The sequence below is a fragment of the Helicobacter brantae genome, from assembly GCF_003364205.1.
In the GTDB taxonomy this organism is placed as follows: Bacteria; Campylobacterota; Campylobacteria; order Campylobacterales; family Helicobacteraceae; genus Helicobacter_G; species Helicobacter_G brantae.
In genome coordinates, this window is sequence record NZ_NXLV01000005.1 from 35727 (window position 1) to 55310 (window position 19584).

General features: G+C 38.7%; 24 protein-coding genes. 13 read left to right on the forward strand and 11 right to left on the reverse strand.

Annotated elements, in window-relative coordinates:
- Positions 1-96: 96 nt before the first annotated feature.
- A complete protein-coding gene (purL, locus tag CQA58_RS03855; protein ID WP_115569410.1) occupies positions 97-2307 on the reverse strand; it encodes a phosphoribosylformylglycinamidine synthase subunit PurL in 2211 nt (736 codons plus the stop codon).
- A 236-nt stretch (positions 2308-2543) separates the two neighbouring features.
- Here purL and CQA58_RS03860 point away from each other — a divergent pair, with 236 nt between their 5' ends.
- On the forward strand, positions 2544-3098 hold the full coding sequence (locus CQA58_RS03860) for a YagU family protein (protein WP_115569411.1): 555 nt from the start codon (positions 2544-2546) through the stop codon (positions 3096-3098).
- Here the strand turns inward: CQA58_RS03860 and CQA58_RS03865 are convergent.
- Entirely contained in the window at positions 3095-4321 is a 1227-nt protein-coding gene (locus CQA58_RS03865) for a DNA recombination protein RmuC (protein ID WP_115569412.1), read from the reverse strand. The genes CQA58_RS03860 and CQA58_RS03865 overlap by 4 nt on opposite strands.
- A gap of 10 nt (positions 4322-4331) precedes the next feature.
- Positions 4332-4895, reverse strand: coding sequence for a manganese efflux pump MntP (locus CQA58_RS03870; RefSeq protein WP_115569413.1), 564 nt, complete (start codon positions 4893-4895; stop codon positions 4332-4334).
- A 110-nt stretch (positions 4896-5005) separates the two neighbouring features.
- Here CQA58_RS03870 and CQA58_RS03875 point away from each other — a divergent pair, with 110 nt between their 5' ends.
- The 4 genes from CQA58_RS03875 to CQA58_RS03890 all read left to right on the forward strand — a co-directional run bounded on the left by CQA58_RS03875 (position 5006) and on the right by CQA58_RS03890 (position 7330).
- Entirely contained in the window at positions 5006-5494 is a 489-nt protein-coding gene (locus tag CQA58_RS03875; protein ID WP_115569414.1) for a YeeE/YedE thiosulfate transporter family protein, read from the forward strand.
- A complete protein-coding gene (locus CQA58_RS03880) occupies positions 5491-6036 on the forward strand; it encodes a YeeE/YedE thiosulfate transporter family protein (protein WP_115569415.1) in 546 nt (181 codons plus the stop codon). Before CQA58_RS03875 ends, CQA58_RS03880 begins: the two co-directional genes overlap by 4 nt.
- Positions 6037-6116: 80 nt before the next feature.
- The gene (locus CQA58_RS03885) at positions 6117-6740 is read left to right on the forward strand and encodes a hypothetical protein (protein ID WP_115569416.1); all 624 of its coding nucleotides are present in this window, start codon (positions 6117-6119) and stop codon (positions 6738-6740) included.
- 8 nt (positions 6741-6748) lie between these two features.
- Entirely contained in the window at positions 6749-7330 is a 582-nt protein-coding gene (locus CQA58_RS03890) for a hypothetical protein (RefSeq protein WP_115569417.1), read from the forward strand.
- A 36-nt stretch (positions 7331-7366) separates the two neighbouring features.
- On the opposite strand, the gene rrpB is transcribed toward CQA58_RS03890, so the two are convergent.
- Positions 7367-7705: a MarR family transcription factor RrpB gene (gene rrpB, locus CQA58_RS03895; RefSeq protein WP_115569418.1), complete on the reverse strand. Its 339-nt coding sequence runs from the start codon at positions 7703-7705 to the stop codon at positions 7367-7369.
- Positions 7706-7865: 160 nt separating this feature from the next.
- Here rrpB and CQA58_RS03900 point away from each other — a divergent pair, with 160 nt between their 5' ends.
- The gene (locus CQA58_RS03900) at positions 7866-8597 is read left to right on the forward strand and encodes an ester cyclase (protein ID WP_115569419.1); all 732 of its coding nucleotides are present in this window, start codon (positions 7866-7868) and stop codon (positions 8595-8597) included.
- A 71-nt stretch (positions 8598-8668) separates the two neighbouring features.
- On the opposite strand, the gene CQA58_RS03905 is transcribed toward CQA58_RS03900, so the two are convergent.
- The 6 genes from CQA58_RS03905 to CQA58_RS03930 form a co-directional block, all read right to left on the reverse strand.
- Positions 8669-9646 carry a L,D-transpeptidase family protein gene (locus CQA58_RS03905; protein ID WP_115569485.1) on the reverse strand — a complete coding sequence of 326 codons (978 nt, stop codon included), beginning with the start codon at positions 9644-9646 and terminating at the stop codon, positions 8669-8671.
- Positions 9647-9690: 44 nt separating this feature from the next.
- On the reverse strand, positions 9691-10587 hold the full coding sequence (gene era, locus CQA58_RS03910; protein ID WP_115569420.1) for a GTPase Era: 897 nt from the start codon (positions 10585-10587) through the stop codon (positions 9691-9693).
- On the reverse strand, positions 10587-11915 hold the full coding sequence (hslU, locus tag CQA58_RS03915; protein WP_115569421.1) for an ATP-dependent protease ATPase subunit HslU: 1329 nt from the start codon (positions 11913-11915) through the stop codon (positions 10587-10589). The genes era and hslU overlap by 1 nt, the downstream gene beginning before the upstream one ends.
- Positions 11912-12457 carry an ATP-dependent protease subunit HslV gene (gene hslV, locus CQA58_RS03920; protein WP_115569422.1) on the reverse strand — a complete coding sequence of 182 codons (546 nt, stop codon included), beginning with the start codon at positions 12455-12457 and terminating at the stop codon, positions 11912-11914. The genes hslU and hslV overlap by 4 nt, the downstream gene beginning before the upstream one ends.
- 3 nt (positions 12458-12460) lie before the next feature.
- Positions 12461-12907, reverse strand: a complete 447-nt coding sequence (gene rplI / locus CQA58_RS03925; protein WP_115569423.1) for a 50S ribosomal protein L9 — start codon at positions 12905-12907, stop codon at positions 12461-12463.
- Positions 12908-13053: 146 nt separating this feature from the next.
- Positions 13054-13587 carry a hypothetical protein gene (locus CQA58_RS03930; protein WP_115569424.1) on the reverse strand — a complete coding sequence of 178 codons (534 nt, stop codon included), beginning with the start codon at positions 13585-13587 and terminating at the stop codon, positions 13054-13056.
- Between the two features lie 84 nt (positions 13588-13671).
- Between CQA58_RS03930 and CQA58_RS03935 the strand changes: the two genes are divergently transcribed.
- The 7 genes from CQA58_RS03935 (at position 13672) to CQA58_RS03960 (ending at position 18662) form a co-directional block, all read left to right on the forward strand.
- Complete coding sequence (locus CQA58_RS03935; protein ID WP_115569425.1) at positions 13672-14109, forward strand: molybdopterin synthase catalytic subunit; 438 nt, start codon at positions 13672-13674, stop codon at positions 14107-14109.
- Complete coding sequence (gene mobB, locus CQA58_RS03940) at positions 14110-14595, forward strand: molybdopterin-guanine dinucleotide biosynthesis protein B (RefSeq protein WP_115569426.1); 486 nt, start codon at positions 14110-14112, stop codon at positions 14593-14595.
- Positions 14589-15116: a molybdopterin adenylyltransferase gene (mog, locus tag CQA58_RS03945; RefSeq protein WP_115569427.1), complete on the forward strand. Its 528-nt coding sequence runs from the start codon at positions 14589-14591 to the stop codon at positions 15114-15116. Before mobB ends, mog begins: the two co-directional genes overlap by 7 nt.
- 10 nt (positions 15117-15126) lie before the next feature.
- Complete coding sequence (gene moaC, locus CQA58_RS03950; protein WP_115569428.1) at positions 15127-15600, forward strand: cyclic pyranopterin monophosphate synthase MoaC; 474 nt, start codon at positions 15127-15129, stop codon at positions 15598-15600.
- 119 nt (positions 15601-15719) lie between these two features.
- On the forward strand, positions 15720-16931 hold the full coding sequence (locus tag CQA58_RS08430; protein ID WP_342767780.1) for a hypothetical protein: 1212 nt from the start codon (positions 15720-15722) through the stop codon (positions 16929-16931).
- A complete protein-coding gene (locus tag CQA58_RS08435) occupies positions 16904-18199 on the forward strand; it encodes a hypothetical protein (protein WP_342767781.1) in 1296 nt (431 codons plus the stop codon). Before CQA58_RS08430 ends, CQA58_RS08435 begins: the two co-directional genes overlap by 28 nt.
- A gap of 94 nt (positions 18200-18293) precedes the next feature.
- A complete protein-coding gene (locus CQA58_RS03960; protein ID WP_115569429.1) occupies positions 18294-18662 on the forward strand; it encodes a hypothetical protein in 369 nt (122 codons plus the stop codon).
- A gap of 46 nt (positions 18663-18708) precedes the next feature.
- Here CQA58_RS03960 and CQA58_RS03965 read toward each other — a convergent pair whose 3' ends face one another.
- Positions 18709-19584 (reverse strand): BspA family leucine-rich repeat surface protein, encoded by an 876-nt coding sequence (locus CQA58_RS03965; protein WP_115569430.1) that lies wholly within the window; start codon positions 19582-19584, stop codon positions 18709-18711.

A 19584-nucleotide genomic window follows, 5' to 3' on the forward strand; every position in this document is an offset into this window, starting at 1 on the left:
GGTCATTGTCTTGTCTGTTATCACTCAAAAGAGTGTGCGATCAACACCCCAAATCTATGTTTGTTATATTACTTGGTTTTTCATTTATTTTCAAATCTATCCCAAAAGCTTCTCAAAACTCCCAAAATATAGCTCTTTTGCTCTATCAAAACCGATTTTTAAAGAGTTGATTTGTATATCTTCCTCTTGACTTTGAGGGGTTGCAATGCAATGCAGGGGGATAGAGAAGCTTTGAGCAAGGGAATGCAGGGCTTCTTCTTCTTTGGAGCTGACGATAAAGAGGCTTTGAGTTTCAGCAAATAGCAAATCCTCTGCATATTTTGAGCTAGGAAGGGGGATTTTGGCATTGAGTGAGAGAGAGGAGAGCATAGCCATTTTGACTAATGCGATAGCCACTCCTCCACGCCCCACACTTTTGGCACTGCCTAGCAGGTGAGAGCTGTGGGCTTTGAGGATAAACTCCCACACCTTTCTCTCATACTCCAAATCAATCTTTGGAAGAGTCCCACAAGGAGTGGGGTGAGTGAGTTTGGCAAGGAGTGAGCCACCAAAATCCTCTCCTATCTCTCCCACTAAATACAGCTTCTCTCCCATAGAAAACCTTGAGCTAAGTGTGTCATAAGCATCATTTGCTACACCCACACTCACAATCGTGGGGGTAGGATAGATATCCACATTATCAGTTTGATTATAAAGCGAGACATTTCCACTCACCACAGGGGTTTGCAAGATTTTACACGCTTCTTTGATTCCCTCTGTGCTTTCTTTGAATTGCCACATTACTTCAGGATTTTGAGGATTGCCAAAGTTTAGACAATCGCTGATTGCCAAAGGCATTGCTCCTCTTGAGACACATTTTCTCCCTGCACTTGCCACAGCGATTTTTGAGCCTTCTTTGGGGTCAAGATAGCAATATCTTGGATTGCACTCACTTGCCATTGCCAAAGCTACGCCATTCTCTCTCACACGCAAAAGGCTTCCATCAAGCTCTCCACACCCTAGCAAAGTATTTGTCCCCACTTTGTTATCATATTGCTCATAAATCCAAGCTTTATCGGCGATTTCAGGATGAGAGAGGAGGGTTTGCAAGATTTCATTTCCATCTTTGCCACTTCCCTCAAAGCTTTGGATACTTTGAAGGTATGAGGGTTTTTGGATAGGGCGAGAGAGGATAGGGGACTTTTCACTCAAAGGCTCAATAGGGATACTTCCACATAGCTCTCCTTCCCAAAATAGCTCCATTACCCCACTATCTGTAACCTCTCCGACTATGGCGACATCAAGTTCATATTTTGCAAAAATTTCATAGATTTTCTCCTCACATCCCTTTTTGGCACAAATTAGCATTCGCTCTTGAGATTCGCTTAGCATTAGCTCATAAGGATTCATTCCCTCCTCACGCATTGGCACTTTATCAAGATAAAGCCTCATACCACTTCCACTTCTCCCTGCCATCTCAAAGCTAGAGCTTGTAAGCCCTGCTGCCCCCATATCTTGAATCCCCACAATCAAATCAGATTTAAATAGTTCCAAACACGCTTCCATCAAAAGCTTTTCTATGAAAGGATCGCCGATTTGCACCGTGGGTCGCAAAGAGGAGTTTTCTTGACTGAAGCTATCGCTACTCATCACGGCCCCTCCTAGTCCATCTCTCCCTGTCTTGCTCCCTACATAGATGACAGGATTACCCACCCCATCTGCTTTGCCATAGAAAATCTCATCTTTTTTGACAATCCCTAGAGCAAAGGCATTGACAAGGATATTTCCATTGTAACTTGGTTCAAAGCTCACTTCTCCTCCAATGGTTGGCACTCCCATACAATTCCCATATCCACCGATTCCCTCTACGACGCCTTTGAGGAGGTGTCGGTGTTTTTTGCCTATCTCATCACCTCTTTGGATTTCCCCAAATCTTAGAGAGTTTAAAGAAGCCACCACTCTAGCTCCCATAGTGAAAACATCACGCATTATCCCACCCACCCCTGTGGAAGCTCCAGCATAAGGCTCTATGAAGCTTGGGTGGTTGTGTGATTCGACTTTGAAGACTGCACAATATCCTCCGGTAATATCAATAATCCCTGCATTCTCTCCCGGCCCTTGCACTACCCAAGGGGCAGAAGTGGGGAAGCCACTTAGATAGAGTTTGCTTGATTTATAACTACAATGCTCACTCCACATCGCTGAAAATATACCAAGCTCTAGGAGGTTTGGCTCTCTGCCTAAGATTAGGAGAATGTTTGCATAATCGTTTTCATCAAGCTTGTGGGCTTTGAGTGCTGAGGGAATATCAGAGATTTTGAAGTCCATAGTGTATCCTTAAATATAGAGTTGTAGGGGATATTCTAGCAAACAAAAGGTATAGAAAAATCAAAAGCACAAAAAGTTACTTTCTGAAACATTTTGTGGGTTTTAATTCTATTTTTTGTAAATTCCTTATCAAAAATCCAATCAAAAAGGTAAAATCACCCCCTACGAGTGCTTACTACTTAAAAAAATGTTTTAAATACTCGTAACACAAAGATTTTTTTACTAAGGAGAAACGGATGCGTTTTACAGATCCAAGTAGGCGTCGCATTGGGTTAGCTTATGCGATTGGAGTTTTAGCAGGTGTTTTTGGTGCTATTGTGAAATGGGGATGGGAAGTTCCTTTTCCTCCAAGAAACCCCTTTGTATTTTTCCCAGTTGATGCAGGAGAGAGGGTTACACCTCCTAAAATCTTTTTGGAGCAATTAGGATTGCCAACAGATTGGTTTTATATGTTTTCAGGAATGGAGATGCCTTTGTCAATTTTCATCGTGCATACTCTTTTCTCTGTGGTTTTTGGTGTAATGTATTGTGTGATTGCAGAGTATTGGCCAAGAATCAAAATGTGGCAAGGTGCTGTATTTGGATTTTTTGTCTATCTATTCGCCCATGTAATTGTAATGCCTTTGCTTTGCCATGTGCCACCACTTGCAGAGATTCCATTTGATGAGCATCTCTCTGAGATTTTTGGACACATTGTATGGCTATGGGGAATGGAGATTGTCAGACGCGATATCAGAAATCGTGTAACACACGAGCCTGATCCTGAGTTCCCACTCAATAGTAGGTATTAAGATTTTATACTTATTTCTTTTTTGGAGTAGATTCCAAGTTTTTGGAATCTACCTTCCAAATTTCCTCTTCCCTCTGTAAGTTTTTTAGCTAAGTCTTGATGAATATCGCATAAAGAATCTTTGAGTTTGGCTAACTTGTTGCAATCTTCTACTATTCCCAAAAACTTCTCATAAAACTTTTCTATCTCTCCTAAAGATTTGGCGGCATTTTCACTTTTGTCGATATTGATCCAAGTGATTTGTATGGTTTTTAGAGCCATAAAAAGCGTGTGAGGAGTAGTGAGATACACCTTTTTGTCATAGGCATATTGATAGAGTGATGGCCTAGCTTCAAGAGCAAGATCAAGGATGTTTTGATAAGGGATAAAAAGCAAAACAAAGTCATAGGAAGAGAGCTTGTCATAGGGCTTTTTGCTTAGCTCATCAATCCTAGAGCATAGGTTTTTGGCAATCTCCTCTCCCACTTCAGCACTGCTTTCTTCAAAGCTAAAATCACTAGGAAGAGAGAATTTGGCATCAATAATTATGCTTTTGTCCCTCTCAAGATAGATAATCGCATCAGGCACATAGCGTAAGCCTTCAAGACTAAGGCTTTCTTGGAGTTTGTATTGCTCCCCATAGACTAGCCCACTATTTTCCAATACGCTTTTGAGCTGAATTTCTCCAAAATTTCCTCTAATCTTCTTGTCTCCTTTGAGGATTTGAGCGAGTTTTTCGGCATTGGAGCTCATAGCATTGGAGTATTTAAACATATTTTCAATGCTAGTTTTTACACTTGCTTCATTTTCTATCAGGCGTTTGTTGTAGGTTTGAATCTGCTCTTTGAGTGGGGAGAAAATCTCATTTAAGAGTTTTTTAGAATCTTCATTGAGCTGGGTTTGGTTTTGGGCTAGGAGGGCTTGGTTTTGCAAGGCAAAGTTTTGGGTTAGCTCTTCTTTGAGTGTGGAGAGGTTGAGGGTGTATTTTTTCTCTAGTTTTTCAAGGTTTTGGGTGTATTCTTCTTTGAGTTCATTTCTTTGGGAGAGCAGGGTGGCTTTGAGCTCTTGGAGATTTTGGGTGCTGTGTCTTAGCTCTAGCTCTAGGGAAGTGTTGAGATTGTTTAGCTCTAGGATTTTTTTCTCAAGCTCTTCTATAAGGGATTTTTGCTTTTTGTTTTTTAAGAGAAGAAATATAAGAAGGGAGAGGCAGAGAGCAAGGCTTGTAGCCCATAAGAGAGTTTGCATATTTGCTCCTTTAAAAAATGTGTTGGATTAAAATCTTACTTCCAAGAAGCACAAGCATTCCCCCACCAAGGATTCCCAATACTTTATTTGGAAGTGAGCTAAGGATTTTTGAGAGATAAAACCCCAAAATCACCAAAGCAAAAGTTACCACTCCAATAAGTAATGCACTCTCCCAAATCTCAAGCTTTTGGGTATAAATCATCACCCCTCCTGCAAGTGCATCAATGCTTGTCGCCACCCCTATGAGCAATAACGCTCCAAAAGAGAGAGAAAAATCCTTTTCTTCCTCGTCCAAAAGAGCGTCTTTGATGATTTTGCCACCTAGCAATGCAAAGATGATAAACACAATCCAATGATCCAAGCTCTGAGCGTATTTCTCAAAAACAAAACTTGCGCTCTTAAAAAGCAAATACCCAATTATGGGCATTAAAAATTGGAAAAACCCTGTGATAAACGAGATTTTTAAACCATCGCTTATTTTCCAGCTTTTGCTTACCAATCCACAAGAAAAAGCGACCAAAAACGCATCAAGTGCCAAAATACAAGCCAAAATCAAAGTATCAAAGATTTGCATTACTGCTCCTAAAAAGGGATTTTTTGAAATTTTAGCAAGTTATGTAACTAAGTTACACAAGAGAGGGGAGAGTTTTTCTAAGATTAAGCCAAAAATTTAGGAGGAAGTGAATGAAAAAACGCTGGTTATTGCTAGGAGTAATGCTAGGAAGTATTTTTTTCTTGGCAATTTGGTGGGTTAAACCCATAGGGATTTCCACTCAATTTAGTGTGCTAAGTGCAATGGCGTATGAGAAAGTTGATAGTAATTTTCTCTCTAGCAATGCTTATATGCAAAAAGATGAGGGGAAACTTGCCAAGAAAGTGCAAAATCCACTCAATTATGATTTGCTATTTTTCTTGGGTGTGCCTTTGGGTGCGTTTGTGGCTTTTTTGCTCTTTGGCAAAAATAGAGGGCTTAATCTTGCCTTTTCTTTGAGGGATTGCGTGTTTGCTTTTGTGGGAGGTTTTTTGCTCTTGTATGGAGCAAGAATGGCAGGAGGTTGCACAAGTGGGCATATGATGAGTGGGATAATGCAGAGTAGTTTGAGTGGTTTTGTGTTTGCCATAAGTGTGTTTGCTGTGGGGATTGCTTGGGTGATGATTGGAGGTAGAAAATGATTGCTATATTTTTGGGAATGCTCTTTGGTGGGGCATTGTATCTTGTAGGAGCGACTAGAAGTGAAAATATCAAAGCAATGCTAGGGCTTAAAAATATTGTTTTGATGAAAATTATTGTCTTTGGTATAGGTTTTGGAAGTTTTTTGGTAAGTATTGCTTATTTTTTGGGAATCTTTGAACTCTCACACTTAGAGATAAAACCCTTGCATTTGGGGGTTGTGATTGGGGGAATGATTTTTGGATTGGGGTTTGGGATTGCAGGAATGTGTCCGGGAACTTGCATAGCTTCAAGTGGGACAAATAATGTATTCAAAGCTCTTTTTGTCGTATTTGGAGGATTGCTTGGAGCTTTGGCGTTTAGCTTGAGTTATGAGTTTTGGGAGAGAGTGGGGGTGTTTGGTGTGTGGAATATAGGAGAGATGACTTTGTTTGCCCTAAGAGAGGAGAATCCTTCCCTTTTGCCCTTTGGCTTTGGGGGCTTGTCTGTGTTTGGGGTAGCGATGATGGGAGTGGCTTATTTTTTACCATTTAGGGAGGAGTAGGGGAGAAATTTTATATTTTTTTGAGGGGAAAGATTTTGTGCTAGAATTTTAAAAGAGAAAGTTATCTTTTTGGAGAAGAGATGCGTTTAAAAGTTTTGGCATATATTTTTGCCCTATTTAGCACACTCAAAGCTCAAGAGTGGGTTTTGCCCTCTGAAGATTGGTTTTATTTTGGTGTTGAGGGTGGAGCTTCTTATAGTATGGTTTATGATTGGAGTTTTTCTTGGAGAAAGGGGCTTGATGTCGATAGGATAGGCAATGGAATCGAGGCAAATCTAGGGGTAAGTTGGGGGAAAGAATATCGCAATGGATTTGTTTGGGGGATAAATTTCTCTTATGCTTATGGTTTTTACAAAGGCAAAGACAACACGATTCTCTCTGAAGTCAAAAATGGCGACAATCTTAGAGGGCAGAACTTTCAATTTGGAAGCACTCTTGCAGGATTGATCTTTCTCCCTTCAAACAAAAGTGATTTTCTCCCTGCTATTCAGTTAGGAGTAGATTTGGGGCTTTTGTTTCAGGGGATTAGCAAGGGGAGTGATCTTGTAGCGTTTGGAGTCTCTCCCACCTTTGGTTTGCGTGGGGGATTTAGTGCTGTGATTGACAAAGGCTATCAAATTGATATTTTACTCAAAGCTCCCATTAGCTCCTTTATCTCTCATCGCTTTGCCTTAAGTGTGGGATTTAAAAAACTTTTCTGGTAGGAAGAAAAATGAAAAAATTGATTTTTGCTCTATTTGTGTTGGCTAGTTTGCTTGAGGCAAAGTTTTTTATAGGGATTGAATCAGGTGGGAGTTATAGTCAATATGTGGAAAATCAAGATAGCCTCAATAAGAGCAATCAAGGAAGAAGGGGGAGCGTTTATGGAGTGTATATCGGAGCAAATCTTGGGACAGAGCATTATTTTGCTAGAGATTCTATGCTTTTTCGCTGGTTTGTGGGTGCTGGAGGTGATGTGAGGGTAGGATATGGAGATTTAAATCTTGGAATTGATTTTATGGGGACACTCTACAAAAATGAAACTTCAGCTTTTGGGCTTTTCTTGGGGATAGAGATGAGTACAACTCTTATAGGAGAAAGCTCAGACTTTGGAGGACATGTGAGGGCGGGAATGAGCACAATGCTAGGCTCTCATCATCGCTTTGAGCTATATTATCGAATGTTGCTAGGAGGATTTCAAGAGGAGCAATACTATCAAATTGGAAACGAACCCTATGGCTCAACAACTTTTACCTATTATCGCCATTATCAAAGAAGCGATGCGGTTATTTTGGCTTATAAATATGTTTTCTAAAGAGAAAGGCGGTGTGTGAGCTTCAATCAAACCCACTTACTCGCAAAAATTCTTATAAAAATCTCCCCATTCCCTCAACCCATCTAAGACAATCTTTAGACTCTCCCCTAACTCTGATAAAGAATACTCAACCTTTGGTGGGACTTGTGCATAAATCTTTCTTTGGATGATTTTTGCTGTTTCAAGTTCTCTAAGATTTGTTGTCAAGACATTTTGTGAAATCTCTTGATTTTTGGTTCGTGCAATATTTCTTTTGAGCTCCCCAAATCGTTTCTTGCCATCAAGTAATTCTCTAATAATTAAAAACTTCCATTTGTTGCCAATAATATTGAGTGTGGTCTCAATAGGACAGGGAGAAATGTATATATTTTTCATAAATTTCCTTTTTTTTTAATCTCTTTAAATCACGATAAATACGCAATAGTATAAAAATGTATATTATATCATAAAAAAATTCCTACTTGTTTTTTGAGTGTATTTAGAAATATAATTGCATTGTCATTTTTGACAGAAAAAAATTTCAAAGGAGAAAAGTATGGAAATACTTAAAAAAATGTTACTGACTGCTGGAGTGAGTGTAGGACTGATGGCGACTGAGACAAACTTGAAGCTTGAAGAAAAGATTAAGATGTGCTTAGATGATTTGAGCTATGGAGCAAATAAGCGAAGTGATATGCAAGTCTATCGTGCATTTGAGGACAAAGACTATCTTATTATTCATAGTGAGTTTAAGCAAGGCAATGTCGATAAGGTTGCATTTGATGTCTTTAAAATCAAGGATTCAAAAATTCTTAATCATTGGAGTAATGTATCTGATAAAACACCTCCAAATCCAAGTGGAAGAACACAGCTAGATGGCGTTATGCAAGTTTCCCTTCAAAGTGATGTTGAGAAAAACAAAGAAATTGTAGGAGCGTTTTTGGAAGAGGTATTGAAAAATCAAAATACATCAAATATGGAGAAATACCTTAATAAAGACAAATATATTCAACACAATTCAGGTGCTCCAGATGGAATCGATGCCTTGCGTGTAACTGTGGATAATTCTAGAGATAAGAACGAATTTAAGCTTCGTTTTGACAAAATCATTTTGCTATTGGGAAGTGGGGATTTTGTCCTCTCAATCAGCGAGGGAGTGTTTGGAATGGTTGATAATGAGGGTGTTGCACCTAGCGTTGCTTTTTATGACTTGTATCGAGTCGAGGGGGATAAAATAGTTGAGCATTGGGATGTCATCGCTCCACTTGGTAATCAAACTACATTTTAATCAATCTTTGCAGGGGGAGTTTTCTCCTCCAAAGATTTTCTCTCTAAAATTTCAAATAAAGTATTTTTATCTTACTCTTCTAGCAAAATAGAGATTTTTCCATTAGGTTTGAGTAGGACATAAAGCTCTTTTCTCCCACTAGAGCGATATGTGAGTTTCTCTCCATTAAAGGCTGTATAGTCTTGATCAAAGGTGATTCTAAAAAGTTTTTTCCCCTCTTCATTGGGGTAGGGAGCGACATCGACCTTGAAGAGATTGATTTGCTTGACTTCTTTTTTTGCAAAGATTTTTTGCTTATATTGTTTGAAGCCTTTATATCCCATTCCATTGGGTTTTTTAAAATTTGTGTCATAAAAAGAGATATATTGATTGAAATCTCCTTTCTGCCACGCATCTTTCCATTGAAAAAGCCCTGAGAGCACTGAAGCCATTTCATCTTTTGTCGGTGGGATATAGTTCCCCTCATAAGTGATAAGAAGTGTATTGTTGTATTTGATAATTTTATCAAACTTGGTAATCTCATCGTTTTCAATAGCGATACACCCTTTTGTGTTTAGCTCATCTCGATTGCCATTGAGGGGCATTCCGTGTATCCAAATCCCATAGCCTGTCTTTTTGAGCGATTTGTCATAAGCATTGGGATAAGAGGTAACAAATGCCATAGGTCCATAATATTGATCAAGTTTTGTGAGTTTGTTGAGGAGATCATATACTCCAATAGGAGTGGTTAAATCCCCACTGATGTTTTTGTTGCCCTTACCTGAACCCACTAGTGCATCGACATTGGCTTGGAGGGTGAGCTGTCCATTTTGGACTTTATAGAGAGAGAGTGAGGGCTTACTTTTGTCTGAGATGAAAAGAAAGCTTGTGTTTTCATAGTAGCCATATCGGATATCTTGGTTTTGCAAGGCAATCAGCCAATAACGCTTGTCTGCCAAAACATTTTGAATCTTTTGCTCCACTTGTTGCCACCCTGCTTGCCGATAGCTTGAAACAATGCTATCAAGGGCTTTTTCTGAAAAATCATTTGCTTGAATTAAACAAAGCATAGATGAAATAAGGGCTAATTTTTTCACGCTAACTCTCCATACATTTAAAAATCAAAATCGTATCCAATTTTTTTGAGTCCCTCTCTAGTTTTGCTCCAATTTCTTTGGGCAAATACATTGAGTTGAAGGAAAATCTTTTTTTCTTCAAGGGATTCTAGCTTAAGTCGTGCATTTTTGCCTATGCGTTTTATCGTATTTGCTCCTTTACCGATAATCATCGCTTTTTGACTTTCTTTCTCTACAATGATTTTGGCATAGACCTTATTGAGGGTAGGGGATTCGATAAATTTCTCAATCACCACATCACTCTCATAAGGAATCTCGTCGCTTAAATTCTCAAACAAACTCTCTCTAATAATCTCTTTGTAAATCTCACGCATATTGCTTGTGGTAAGAATCTCTTCATCATAGAGAAGGGGAGAGGTGGGGAGATGAGAAGAAATCGTCTCTAAGAGTGGAGTAGGGTTAAAGGTAGGTTTGCACTCTGTGGGGATAAGAGCTAGGAATCTATCTTCAAATCTCTGATACTCACTCATTTTCTCCAATACTGCCTCTTTGCTAACTTTGTCGCATTGGGTAAGAAGCAAGATATGGGGTTTGCCACTTGAAAGCTCCAAAAACTCTTCATAAAATTTTAGCTCATCATACACTGGAGCTAAAAATACATTGAGATCACAATCTCCCATAGCTTTAAGTGCTTCTTGGAGCATAAATTGATTGAGAAGTTTTTCTTGCTTGTGAATTCCAGGGGTATCTACAAAAATGATTTGACAAATCTCTCCTTGAGAGTTGGTGTGGTTGATGATGAAATTCATTCGCTTTCGCGTGGCATTGGCTTTGTGGGAAACCAAAGCAAGATTTTGTCCGCATAGGAAATTTAAAAGTGTAGATTTCCCTGCATTAGGACGCCCCAAAACTGCTACAAATCCTGCTTTGCTCATTAGAGGATATACCTTGCCAAATCTACATTTTCTACCAAATGAGCCAACTTCTCTCTGACAAGCTCTTGAGTGATAGTGATTGTCTCTCCTTTATGCTCATGAGCATTGAAGCTAATTTCTTCTAGCACTTTCTCAATCGTGGTATGCAATCGCCTAGCTCCGATATCTTCAGTCTTTTGATTGGCATTGATTGAGAGGTGGGCTAACTCTTTGATTGCCTCAGGGCTAAACTCTAGCTTCACTCCCTCTACCTCTAGCAAGGCTTGATATTGCTTGAGGATTGAGTTTTTGGTTTTAGTAAGAATCTGCACCATTGCCTCTTCTGTAAGGCTGTCAAGCTCCACTCTAAGAGGGAATCTCCCTTGAAGCTCAGGGATTAAATCGCTCGGCTTACTTAGATGAAATGCTCCAGCTGAAATGAAGAGGATATGATCGGTTTTAATCTGTCCGTATTTGGTATGTACACTGCACCCCTCCACGATTGGGAGCAAATCTCTCTGAACCCCCTCTTTGCTTGGATCACTCCTTGAGCTATCTTTGCTTCCTACTGCAATCTTATCAATCTCATCAATAAAGATAATCCCCCCTTCCTCAGCCCTCTTGAGAGCTTGGGCTTTGAGGCTTTCTTGATCTAGGGTTTGATCCAATGCCTCGCTTTTTAGCATTTCTTTGGCTTCTTTTACGCTTAGCTCTTTTTTGACACTTTGGTTAGGAGAGATGATTTTGACGATTGATTCTTGAGCTTTTAGCATTTCAGGGGGAAGTCCAAGATCGGAGAAATCACTTTTTTTCATTATCTCTATCTCTACTTTTAGATGATCGACTTCTCCTCTCTCCACTCTTTGCTTCATCGCTAAAAAGCTAATATCATAATCTCTCTTTTTCTCCTCACTTGCCCCACTAGGGAGAGGAGGGAGGAGTTTTTTTGTGATTTTCTCATTGATATAGTCTTGGATTTTTTCTTGATTGCTCTCTTGAAATTCTTGCTGAACTAGATTGTATGAAACTGCCACAAGATCTCGAATCATTGATTCTACATCACGCCCCACAAACCCCACTTCAGTGTATTTACTTGCCTCTACTTTGATAAAAGGTAGTTTTAGCATTTTTGCCATTCTTCTTGCAATTTCAGTTTTTCCAACTCCTGTAGAGCCTATCATTAGGATATTTTTGGGTGTGATTTCTTCTTGAGTTTCTTTGGGGAGCAAAAACCTGCGATAGCGATTTCGCAATGCAATGGCGATGATTTTTTTGGCTTCTTTTTGTCCGATGATATACTCATCAAGATATTCTACGATTTGAGGAGGGGTGAGGTTTTGCTCTTTCATTCTAGCTCCAAGATTTTGATATTTGTGTTTGTGTAGATACAGAGTTCCCCTGCGATTTGCAAGGATTGTTTGACTAGCTCTTTGGGGTGGAGAGTGGCAAATCTATCCAATGCCCTAGCCGAGCTTAGAGCATAATTCCCCCCACTGCCAATAGCTGCGATTTTGCCATCTTCAGGCTCTACCACATCGCCTGTCCCACTCAGGATATAAATATGCTCTTTATCAAGCACAATCATCATCGCCTCTAGTTTTCTTAGATAGCGATCTTTTCTCCACTCTTTGCTAAAGTCAATAATGCTTTTGAGTAAATCCCCCTTTTTGGCTTCTAAAATCCTCTCAAACATATCAAAGAGTTGAAACGCATCAGCTGTGCTTCCTGCAAATCCACTCAAAATCTTGCCATTATAGAGGGTGCGAATCTTAGTGGCATTGCCCTTAAGCACACAATTTCCAAAAGTTACCTGCCCATCTCCTCCAATGATTGCATAGCGTTTGCCCTCAAACTCTCCACAATATCCTAGTATGGTTGTTGCCTCAAACACGCCTTACTCTCCTTTGACTTCAAGCAAAAATGAAGCGTGGATTCCATTGCCTAGATTTGCTGAAATGGTGTATTCTCCAATATGTTTGATTTGAGCTTCAAGCCCAATGTGTTTTTTATCGATTTCAATCTTGTGAGATTGCTCTAGGGCGTGAGCGATTTCATCTTTGGTAATCGCACCAAAAAGTGAGCCATTTTCTCCACTTTTTTTGCTGATTGTCAGTTTGATTTCTTTAAGGCTCTTTGCTAGAGCTTCTCTTTGAGCTTGCTCTAGTGCTAATTGCTCTTGCTTGTTTCTTTGCTCGGCTTTGTAGCGATTGAGGACTTCATTTGTCGCTAGTTTTGCTTTGCCTTTGGCTATCAAAAAATTTTGTCCATATCCGTCTTTGACTTCTACAACTTCGCCCTTTTTCCCAAGGGAAGGCACATCTTCAATCAATAAAACTTTCATTCTCTATCCTTAAAAGATTGTATTAAAAACTTTTATTTTATCAAAAAGATTTAAGCAAGAAGATGACAAAAAGAAAAACACACCTTAAAACAGAGTTTTTGTGAGAGATTGGGGAGATTTTGGGGCAAAGGAGGGGGGAATCTCCTTTAGTTTTGAGGTTGATTGAGGGATTTGATAAAGTTTTTGATTGCAATGAGGGTTGAATTTCTCAAAGCATTGATTTCATCTTCTCTTGAAATCTCCTCACTCTCTCCTATCCCTAGCACTCTTTTCTCTTGGGCTTGGATAGTAGATTCTCCCACCTCTTGGCGAATCTCATTTTGGCTTGTGATAATTAGCTTGACTTTAGCATTGAGAGTGTGAGTGCTTTGAGAACTTAGCGTTTCTTTCTTCTCTTCAGAATTAAGATTGACTTCATAGGTGGCACTTAGAGCATAGGTATCATCTTGGCTATTTGGCGTGATTGTGAGGCAGTTTGTGCCTTGCAAGATTTGAGTAAGGATAGTTTTGTATTCTTCTTTGCCGATAGTGGTTTGACTATCTTTTTGGGTGATATTTTGCAATGAGATTGTTGCGATTGGGGCTTGACAGAGTGGGGTTTGGGTGAAGATAATGTCTTTACTTGCACATCCTCCTAAGATGAAAGAAGCGATAGCGACACAGCATAGAGATTTTTTCATTTTTAACTCCTTGTTTTAAGAGATTTTTTGAACTCTAAAATTATATAATCCAAATTTATGATTTTTCAACCCAAAAGGAGAGGAATGTTAGAGCTTTTTAATGGAGTAGTGCCTACAAGCGAAGTTTATGCGAAGTGGGAGAGGGTGGCAAGAGAGAAGAATTTTGGTGCGTGTTGTGTTTTTACGGGGGTGGTGCGAGATGAGAATGGAATAGAGGGCCTAAGCTTTGATATTTATGAGCCACTTTTAAGACAATGGTTTGCCAAATGGCAAAAGAGGGCAGAGGAGAAAAATCTTATCGTATGTATGGCTCACTCAAGAGGAGATGTGCCAAATGGGGAGAGCTCATATATGAGTGCTATTCTCTCTTCCAATCGCAAAAATGCTCTAGAGCTTTATGCGGAGTTTGTCGAAGACTTCAAACACAACGCTCCTATATGGAAATATGATCTTGTCAATGGAGAGAGGGTTTATGCCAAAGAGCGAAGCTATCATCTCAAGCATTCAGGGATTTTGGGCTAAATGGCAAGGGTGGTGTGCTTTTGTGGGGTGAGTAATAGTGGCAAAACCACTTTGATAGAAAAACTCTCCCTTGCTTTGAGGAAAGAGGGCAAGAGGGTATTTATCCTCAAGCACGACCCCAAAGACAAGGCTAGGTTTGACACAGAGGGCAAAGATAGCTATCGCTTCTTTGAGAGTGGGGCAGATGTGTGCGTATATTCTCCCAAAAAGGCTACTTTAATGCTTCAAAACTCTCTTCCCACCCCTCAAGAAATCATCGCTCCATTTCTCAAAGATTGGGATTATGTCTTCATTGAAGGACTGAGAGAGTTAGGATTTGAGAGAATCTTAGTGGCAAGAGGGAGCATAGAGAGTGGATATGAAGAGGAGGTGAGGGCTTATGCACTCAAAAATATTGCAAAAGAGGGAGAGAATGTGCTAGATTTGGATAATATCCCTGAGATTTTGCAATGGATACAAACTAATATTGAGGATAAAAAATGGTAAAAGTAGGAATTATTGTCGCAAGTGATAGAGCGAGTAGTGGGGTGTATGAGGATATTTCTGGCAAAGCAATCATAGAAGTGCTAAGTGATTTCATCGCCAATGAATGGGAATATCACTATGAGGTTATCCCTGATGATTATGAAAGTATTGTGGCGATGATGAAAAAGATGAGTGATGAAGAGGGTTGTGATCTCATCGTTACCACAGGTGGCACAGGTCCTGCTCCTAGAGATGTTACCCCTGAAGCCACAGAAGAAGTATGTGAGAAAATCCTAGCAGGGTTTGGAGAGCAGATGAGGGCAGTGAGTCTAAAATATGTCCCCACAGCAATCCTCTCACGCCAAACAGCAGGGACTAGGGGAAAAAGCCTTATTGTCAATCTCCCTGGTAAGCCTAAAAGTATCAGGGAGTGCTTAGAAGCCGTATTTCCTGCGATACCTTATTGTATCGACTTAATCGGTGGGGCGTATATCGAGGGCAATGAAGAGCATATCCAAGTCTTCCGCCCCAAAGCCAAGTAAAGGAGAGAGAATGAAACTCACACACCTCAATGCAAATAACCACCCCACAATGGTGGATGTAGGAGAGAAGCAAATCACTCAAAGAGTGGCAAAAGCAAGTGGAACAATCACGATGAGCAAAGAGGCTTATGAAGCTCTAGTCAATCAGACAGCCAAAAAGGGGCCGGTAATTCAAACGGCAATTATTGCAAGTATTATGGGGGCAAAAAAGACAAGTGAGCTTATCCCAATGTGCCACCCTATCGCTATAAACTCTGTGGATGTTGAGGCAAGTTATGATGAGAGCAAATATGCTATCACACTCTCTGCTACGCTCAAATGTGATGGCAAGACAGGGATAGAAATGGAAGCCCTCACAAGCGTATCTATCGGACTTCTTACAATCTATGATATGCTAAAGGCGATTGATAAGGGGATGAAAATCTCAGATATCGCACTAGATTTCAAGAGTGGGGGAAAGAGTGGGGAGTATAAGAGGGGATAAGCCCTCTTTGGGTTAGAAAAAACTTTTTAGCAAATCGTTATTTTTATCTAAACTTTTGCTTGACTTTTGTAAATGCGTATTGATACAATCCCAAGATAACTTCACACAAAGGAAAGTCAATGCAAAATCTTCTCACACTCACAGAGGAAAAGCTCAAAAGCAAAATCAAAGACTTATATTTCAAAAAATTCAACTACTTTGGCGACAAAATCGACTTCTGTATCACTCAAAATCTAGGAATTTTAGGAGAAATCAATCTCCTTTGGGCTGAAGCCAAAAATGGCAAAGATTCTTGTCTGTATGAGTCTTTTATCCAGCTCATTCTCACAATCGGAAAATACCGATACAACACCCAACAAACGCCCAAATTCTTAGGGGCTTTTGATGCAGAGAAGTTTGCATTTCTCCCTTACTCAAGTATCCAAGAGGTGTTTTATCAAAATGACATTGACTGGAGCGTAACCCCAAGCAATCACAAAACCCCTCAATTCCTCTCCCTTCTCACTCAACTTAAGCCCACCATAGAGCAAGAGATGATTGTCTTCTTCTATGAGAGTCAAAGCAAAGAGCTAACTAGCTTTATCACCTCAAACCTCACCACAGATGAGATAAGCAAATATGAGATAGACAAAAACAACTTTGTAAGCGTGTATTTCAAATGGGTAGAGGTAGTAAAACCCACATTGCGAGCAGATTGGGAAGAGATGAAAAAGAAATATAATGTGATTGATGCAGATTTTTATCTTGCTGATTTGCTCTCAAGTGAAAACACTACAATTACTGAACGGCTCAGAATTGTTTTACAAGGGGATCATTATAGGGTTAGACATATGATTGGTAATGATGAGTTCTACAAGGAAACTAGTTTTGATGATAATCAAGAAAAATACAACCTTTTTTGGAGTGTCTATAAACGCCCACCAAGAAAAGAATTTTGGGATTATATTCTTGAGAGAAGAGATCGGCTAGTGGCTCAAGATGTCAGAGAACGCAAGGGGGCGTTTTTCACTCCCAAAATTTGGGTGCAAAAATCTCAAGAATACCTAGCCAAAGCTTTGGGAGAGGATTGGCAAGAGGAGTATTATATATGGGATTGTGCAGGTGGGACAGGCAATCTCCTCTCAGGACTTAGCAACCGTAGAAATATCTTTTGCTCCACCCTTGATCAAGCCGATGTTGATGTCATCAAAGAGAGGATCAAAAATGGAGCAAATCTCTTTGAGAATCACATCTTTCAGTTTGATTTTCTCAATGATGAGTTTTTTGATAAACCTACGGGGGGGGGGGCATTGCTGTTTCTAAATTGCCAAAAACTCTCCAAGAGATTATAAAAGATGAGAAAAAACGCCAAAAACTTGTAATTTACATCAACCCACCTTATGCCGAATCGGCAAGTGCAACCACAGCAACAAAAAAATCGGACAATAAAAATAAAACAAATGTCAGTAATACAACACGAATCTCTGAGGTTTGGATGAAGGATATGGGCAAGTCTATTCGAGAACTATATGTTCAGTTTTTTGTTCGAATAATCAAAGAGATTGGAGGGTGTGTTTTGGCAACATTTTCTACATTAAAATACATCAATGCATCTAATTTTGTTGCTTTTAGAAAGATTTTTAAAGGTGATTTTTTGGGTGGTTTTATTACACCTTCTGAAACTTTTGATAATGTTAAAGAGGGTTTTCCTATTGGTTTTCTAATTTGGAATACTCATAGCAAAAAAAAGATACAAGATATTAATCTTGATGTTTTTAACAAACAAGGGACTCGGATTGGAAGCAAGTTTTTCTATCCATCATATGATACCGAAACAATAAATCAGTGGATTAAGAAATATGCAGAATATAATACTTTGTATGAGATATCTGCAATGTGTTGCAAAGGGACAGACTTTCAAAATAGCAAATATGTAAATATAAATTTTTGGAATTATCTTAAGGGAGTTGGAAATGCAAAAGGTGTTACAAAATTTAGACTAAGCAAAAATAATCTGATTGTATCTTTTGTTTATTTTTCTGTTCGTCATGCAATAAAGGCAACTTGGATAAATGATAGGGATCAATTCTATGCTCCAAACCCTCTATGGGAAGAGGACAGGGAGTTTCAAAGTGATTGCTTTGCATTTGCACTCTTTCATGGGCAAAACAAAATTTCTAGTCAAAATGGTATAAATTATTTTATTCCTTTTACAGAACATGAAGTTGGAGCAAAGAGTGCATTTGAGAGCGATTTTATGACTCGTTTTATAAATGGCAAGGTAGAGTTTTACAATATGAACAATTCATTGTATAAAAATAAAAGTAGCAAACTAGAATTTAGCTTGCAAGCCAAGGCAGTATTTAATGCAGGTAGAGAGATTTTTATCCATTATCATGTTCAAGCATCAAATACCAAATCCTATAATGTCAATGCTTCACTTTATGATATCAAAGAGTTTTTTCAGGGTAGAGACAACAGAAGTGGGGATATGAATGACATCAAACAGGCTAAAGATACTCGATATAAAGAGCTTATGGCAGTGCTTGGCGAAACTCTTGGAGAGCTTGCCAAAAAACTAGAGCCAAAAATCTATGAGTATGGATTTTTAAAGGAATGAAAATACAGGAGAATATAATTTTCTCCTCATTCTGACTTGATTTTTGTATATCTAAATTGATAAAAATCTTAATATTTTTAGTGAAAGGATTGTGATGAATTTTGAGAAGAACAACAAAAGAAAAGAATTTCAAAATGATTGTTGGATATATGGATTGATAAATCAAAAGGATAGGGAATTTGATAGAGAGATTAGAAGCTTTTTGTTAGAAACAAAAGCATTGGATAGAAGTCAAGAAGCTAAAAGTGTGGCAGAAAAAATGGAGAAAATTTTGCGATATTATAAGTTTTGTGGTGGTGATAGAAGGGTGGCTACAATGCAAAAGATAAAAGAGAGATTTTGGGGAATTGATAAAAATAAAAAACTCAATCCTCCTTCAAAATGGGATAAATATTTTCGTAGATTGCAAAGAGATTTTAGAATCTCTCTAGAGAAATTGGAGAGAAAGATTGCAAACTCTTAGTCAATATTTTTTTGAGATACAATTGAGATTTTTTAGAAAAAATATTTTAATGTTTTAGATTTTTTACTATGAATTTTTTTCTATTTTTCCACATAAAAGTATTAAGCTTATTTTTCCACTCTTTTTTAAGAGTATAGATTTTCTCTTGGTGGAGTGTGATTGTAGATAAAAAATCTAAACTCCCTTGAAAATCAGAATCCAAAAATATATCTTTGGGTTTTTCTCTCATCGCTGTGAGTTTCCATAAGTTAAGAGGGTGATTAAACTTACTAAAAGCAAACATCTCATCCATATTTTCCACATTGCTAACATCCCAAGAATGCAGGGGTTGATTGAAGGGAGAATTTCTAAACATAGCATACATATCACGAACATTGCTTGTATTCCATAAGTCTAGACATTGATTAAAATCCGAGTCTTCAAACATAAAAGATAAATCTAACACCTCACCAATATTCCAATGATTGATATTTTGATTAAAGGGAGTGTTGGAAAACATCGCATCCATAAACTTAACCTTACTAACATCCCAAGAGTGCAGGGGTTGATTGAAGTTCGAGTAAGCAAAAAGATAACACATATTTTCTACATTGCCTACATTCCAAGAATCTATGGGTTGATTAAATGGGGTGCAAGAAAACATTCCTGCCATATTTTTTACTTTGCCTGTATTCCAAGATTGAATTGGATGATTGAAATTGCTTTGAGAAAACATATTTGCCATATTTTTCACATTTGATACATCCCAAGTTTCAATCCCTTCAAAATCTCTACTTGTTGCCTCATCATTTCCATCAAATCCTTCAAAAAGTCCTGACATATCAGTGATGAGCGAAGTGTCAATCTCGCTTAGATGAATGCTTGGGTTGTAGCATAGTTTTTTGAGGTGGTATTTTTTCTTTGGTTGATAGAGTTTTTTCAT